Raw genomic sequence first — 4,227 nt, 5'->3', positions numbered from 1 at the left:
CCGATGGTACTGCAGGGGGGACCCTGTGGGAGAGTAGGACGCCGCCGAACAATTCTTCAGAAGAACCCCCATCCGGGATCCGGATGGGGGTTCTTTGCATTTCCAGGACCGTACGATCTATTCGTCGGAGCCGGAGCCAGGGCCGGACTCCGATCCCGTTCCGGGGCGCGGCTTTTCGGTGGGCTCCTGCCCTTGGGCCTGGGCCTGCTGCTGGTCATCCGGACGCGGCGTCCGGGAAGCCTGTGGTGCCGGCGAAGGCTGACTCGACCCCTGATCCGACGGCTGGTCCGTTGCCGGAACCGACGGCTGATCCGTTGCCTGAGCCGGTTCGGCGGGAGCCACCGCGCTCTCCGCCGTCCCCCAGGCCGGGCGGCCGAGCCACTTGTCCGCGCTGTTGGTGAGACGGGCGACGCCCGTACCGTCCGGCCGCATGCTGTAGAGGTCGGCGCCGGCACCCGAGGGGGCCTGGGCGAAGACGATGGACTTGCCGTCCGGCGCGTAGGCGGCGGTGCCGTAGAAGATGTCCGAGGGGGCGGGGGTGAGGGCGCCGACGGCGCTGCCGTCGGGGTGCACGGTGTAGATGCCGCCGCCGGGGGCGTTGTCGGGGCCGGCCGGGTAGGTGGTGAAGAGGATCTGGGTGCCGTCGGGGGACCAGTCCGCACGGTCGCCCGCGCGCAGTTCCCAGGGGGTGAGCTGGCGCAGCCCGGTGCCGTCCGCGCTGACGACGTAGATGGCGCGGCTGCCGGCGGGCTGCCCGGTGGCGCTGGTGCGGTACTCGAAGGTGAGCTGCTTCCCGTCGGGGGACCAGCTGGGATTGCTGACGATGCCGGAGTAGGGCTTGTCATTGGTGAGGAAGGTGAGCCGCTGGACGTCGGTGCCCTCGGGACTCATCAGGTAGAGGTCCGAGTACTGGATCTGGCGGCTGCCGGTCGAGTCCTGGGCGCCCCAGGATCGGCTGAAGGCGACCTGCTTGCCGTCCGGGGAGAAGGCGGGGGCCCGTTCGTCCTCGTTGGCGCAGTCGGCGGTGCCGCTGTCGCAGAGCTGGTTGATCTGGTGTTCGGGGCCGCCGTTGGTGGGGACGGTCCAGAGCCGGGCGGTGCCGCTCTGCGGGTCGGTGCGGTCGAAGGCGATGGTGGTGCCGTCGGGGGACCAGTCCGGGCGGTCGTCGAGGGCGCGGGCCGGCGGCTTGGTGACCTGGTGCTGGCCGGTGCCGTCGGGGGAGAGGGTGACGATGGCGCTGCTGGTGTGGGCGGAGTCGGTGTAGGCGCGGCTGACGATCAGTCCGTTGTGCGCGGTGGCCGCGGGCGCTCCGACGGCCGCACCGACCACGCCGGGGGTCTCGGCGGGTCTCGCCTCGGGGGTGCTGGTGGGAGTCTCCGGCCGGATCTCGGAGAGCGGGATCTCCCCGGGTTCGGCTCCGCAGCCGGTGAGCAGGGTGCCCAGAAGCAGAAGGCCCGCACCGGCGCTCGCGCGGGTGCGGGCCCTGCCCGTGGGTGACTGCCGTGTGCCGGTGGTGATCCGTGCCATCTCCGCCTCCGAGCCTTTCGACCGTTCCGACGTGTGCCCCCGCCGCGGATTCAGGACGAAGGCCCCTGGAAGGAGCTGTCACTGTGTCAGACGGGGGGCGTCGGCGGTCGGGCGACACGCGACGGAGAGTTCTCGCTCGGTCGCACGGAGTAGACGGAGGGCGGGGGAGGCGGGAGGCCGGCAGGAGGGGCGGAGAAGAGAGGAGAAAGGAGAGGAGAGAGAGGGGAGGAGAAGGAGCTGTCAGCCCCGGGCGGCGCGGCGCTCGGCCCGGGCGAGGGCCTCCGCCTCGTCCTCGGCCTCGGCGACCTCCAGGGTGGGGGCGGTGCCGCCGAGGTGGGCGGGCAGCCACCAGGTGTCGTCCTGGCCGGAGGGCTTGGCGGGGTACTCGCGCTGGGCCTGGTCGAGCATCTCGCTCATGGCGGCGCGCAGCCGTCGGGTGACCATCACGGGCTTGTCGTTCGGTCCGAGGTGGATCGGTTCGCCGATCATGATGGTGACCGGGACGTGCCGCTTGGTGAGGGTCTTCGGGCGGCCCTTGGTCCAGAGCTGCTGGGTGCCCCAGAGCACGACGGGCAGCAGCGGGGTGCCGGAGTCGGCTGCCATCCGGGCGGCGCCGGTCTTGAACTTCTTCAGCATGAAGGAGCGGCTGATGGTCGCCTCGGGGAACACCCCGACCACCTCGCCGGCCTTGAGGGCCCGCACGGCGGCCTCGTACGCGGGCTGCCCGTCGGTGCGGTCCACCGGGATGTGCTTCATGCCGCGCATCAGCGGGCCGGAGATCCGGTGCTTGAAGACGTCGTCCTTGGCCATGAAGCGGGTCTTGCGCTTGCCGCCGCGGTACGCGCCGAGGCCCGCGAAGAGGAAGTCCAGGTAGCTGATGTGGTTGCTGACCAGTACCGCTCCCCCCCTGGCGGGGATGTGTTCGGCGCCCACGGTCTTGATCCGCACGTCGAGCGCGCGGAAGGCGGTGAGTGCGGCGCCGATCACCGGCGGGTACACGAACTCTGCCACGGTCAGTCCTGACTTCCACGGGTCGGAGCCCGGTTCGGCGGGTACCCGCTCCGTTGTGCGGGCGGCGCCGACCGGAGCACGGCACTCCGCGGCGGTCACGGGTGATTCACGGAGATGATCCCCCGAACGAGTGCCTGCTGTCACCTGAGGCGTGCGGTCAAGCGAATTTTGGCGGTGTGATCTCCGTGATGAATTCGAACGGGAACTTTTCCGCCGCGCACATCACGCGCCGGCGGTGAGTCGGCCCTGGGCGCGCCGGACCAGGGGGTAGAGCTCGCTGCCCACGCAGTAGCCGAACGCGGCGTTGGCGAAGGCGGCGGTGAGGGCGGCCGAGCAGGCCAGCGCACCGAGCCAGGTCACCTCGGCGCAGTAGCCGAGGGCGCCGACCGCGGTGAACACCATGAGGATGCCCTGGTCGAAGCGGAGCGGCCGCTCGTCCTCGGTCTCGGAGGGCGGTGCGAGCCGGGGGAGCACGAGCGCCTGGAACAGCCGGACGTACGGGGCCATGCGCAGGCCGCCGAAGGCGCCGAGGGCCAGGATGAGCGTCTGGGCGGCCAGGAGGGGGCAGTTGCCGGTGCGCAGGACGACGGCCAGGACGATGGAGGTGAGCGCTGCGGCGAGGCGGGAGCCGCGGGGATCGGTCTGCAACGGTGGCTCCGGGGGTCGCGACGGGCGGCGGCAGCGGCGGGGCGTCGGCGGCGGGCGTCAGCGTCGTCGGTGGACGATGGCCCGGGCCGTGGCGGTGACGCGGCGGCAGGCCGGCGGCGGCGTTGGGTGACAGTCGGAATCCACCGGCCGATCGTACGTGGCCGGGCCCCGGCGGTCGACCGTGTTTCGGGCGCGGAGGGCCCTGCCGCAGACTGGGGGGATGACCTGGCCGCCGGTGCGTGGTGTGGTGCCTTGACGGTGGCCGGGACCGGCCCGCCGTGGGCCGGGCGTGGGGCCGGGAGCGACGGGAGGCCGAGGGTTGAGCACCGAGGACGGGGCGGTACGGCTGTCGGAGGCCGAGTTGGGCGGGCCGCTCGGCGCGCGGGCGACGCTGGTGCAGTTCTCGACGGCCTTCTGCCAGCCGTGCCGGGCCACTCGGAGGGTGCTCTCCGAGGTGGCCGGGATGGTCGACGGGGTTGAGCACGTCGAGGTGGACGCGGAGGAGCGGCTGGAGCTGGTCCGCCGGCTGGAGGTCCGGCGGACGCCGACCGTCCTGGTGCTGGACGGGGAGGGCCGGGTGGTGCGGCGGGCGGCGGGGCAGCCGCGCAGGGTGGACGTGATCGCGGCGCTCGGGCGCGTGGTGTGAGCGTGGTGTGAGCAATCCGGCGGCAGTTGTTCCGCCCCGTCGGGTGGAGTCGGCTCCGGGCTGGGGCAGGATGGGCGCAGGCGGCGGGAGCGGCCGCACGGCATAAGCTACTGGCCAGTAGTGACCACTGCACTACCGGCGAGTATGCTGCCAGGAAGTTCCGGACCGGCACGGGAATTCGCTGCCCGGAGCGGGTGCGTGCCGTGTTCGCGCCCGCTTGCACCGCCGCAGCCGCCGGACGAGACCAGTACAGGAGACAAGGCCGTGAGCTTGAGGATCGTTGTCTGTGTGAAGCACGTGCCGGACGCGACGGGTGACCGTCGTTTCGCGGACGACCACACCACCGACCGGGAGGGTGTGGACGGCCTCCTGTCGGAGCTGGACGAGTACGGCGT

4 protein-coding genes and 1 pseudogene are annotated in these 4,227 nt (G+C 72.2%); 2 read left to right on the top strand and 3 right to left on the bottom strand.

All coding sequences use genetic code 11. The features are described 5' to 3' along the window. Window positions 1-117 precede the first annotated feature (117 nt). From ACWGKU_RS40590 to ACWGKU_RS40580, 3 genes are all read right to left on the bottom strand, one after another. On the bottom strand, window positions 118-1,527 hold the full coding sequence (locus ACWGKU_RS40590) for a hypothetical protein (RefSeq protein ID WP_452181043.1): 1,410 nt from the start codon (window positions 1,525-1,527) through the stop codon (window positions 118-120). 240 nt (window positions 1,528-1,767) lie between these two features. Then, window positions 1,768-2,538: a lysophospholipid acyltransferase family protein gene (locus ACWGKU_RS40585; RefSeq protein WP_452181044.1), complete on the bottom strand. Its 771-nt coding sequence runs from the start codon at window positions 2,536-2,538 to the stop codon at window positions 1,768-1,770. A 222-nt stretch (window positions 2,539-2,760) separates the two neighbouring features. Next, window positions 2,761-3,186, bottom strand: coding sequence for a DUF4395 domain-containing protein (locus ACWGKU_RS40580; protein WP_401055224.1), 426 nt, complete (start codon window positions 3,184-3,186; stop codon window positions 2,761-2,763). A 319-nt stretch (window positions 3,187-3,505) separates the two neighbouring features. Here ACWGKU_RS40580 and ACWGKU_RS40575 point away from each other — a divergent pair, with 319 nt between their 5' ends. Both ACWGKU_RS40575 and ACWGKU_RS40570 read left to right on the top strand, forming a co-directional pair. Next, the gene (locus ACWGKU_RS40575; protein ID WP_359915558.1) at window positions 3,506-3,832 is read left to right on the top strand and encodes a TlpA family protein disulfide reductase; all 327 of its coding nucleotides are present in this window, start codon (window positions 3,506-3,508) and stop codon (window positions 3,830-3,832) included. A 264-nt stretch (window positions 3,833-4,096) separates the two neighbouring features. Then, window positions 4,097-4,227 (top strand): annotated as a pseudogene (locus tag ACWGKU_RS40570) (electron transfer flavoprotein subunit beta); the annotation flags it as partial.

It is taken from the genome of Kitasatospora sp. NPDC054768, from assembly GCF_053612025.1.
This window is presented reverse-complemented; position numbering and strand designations above follow the sequence as displayed.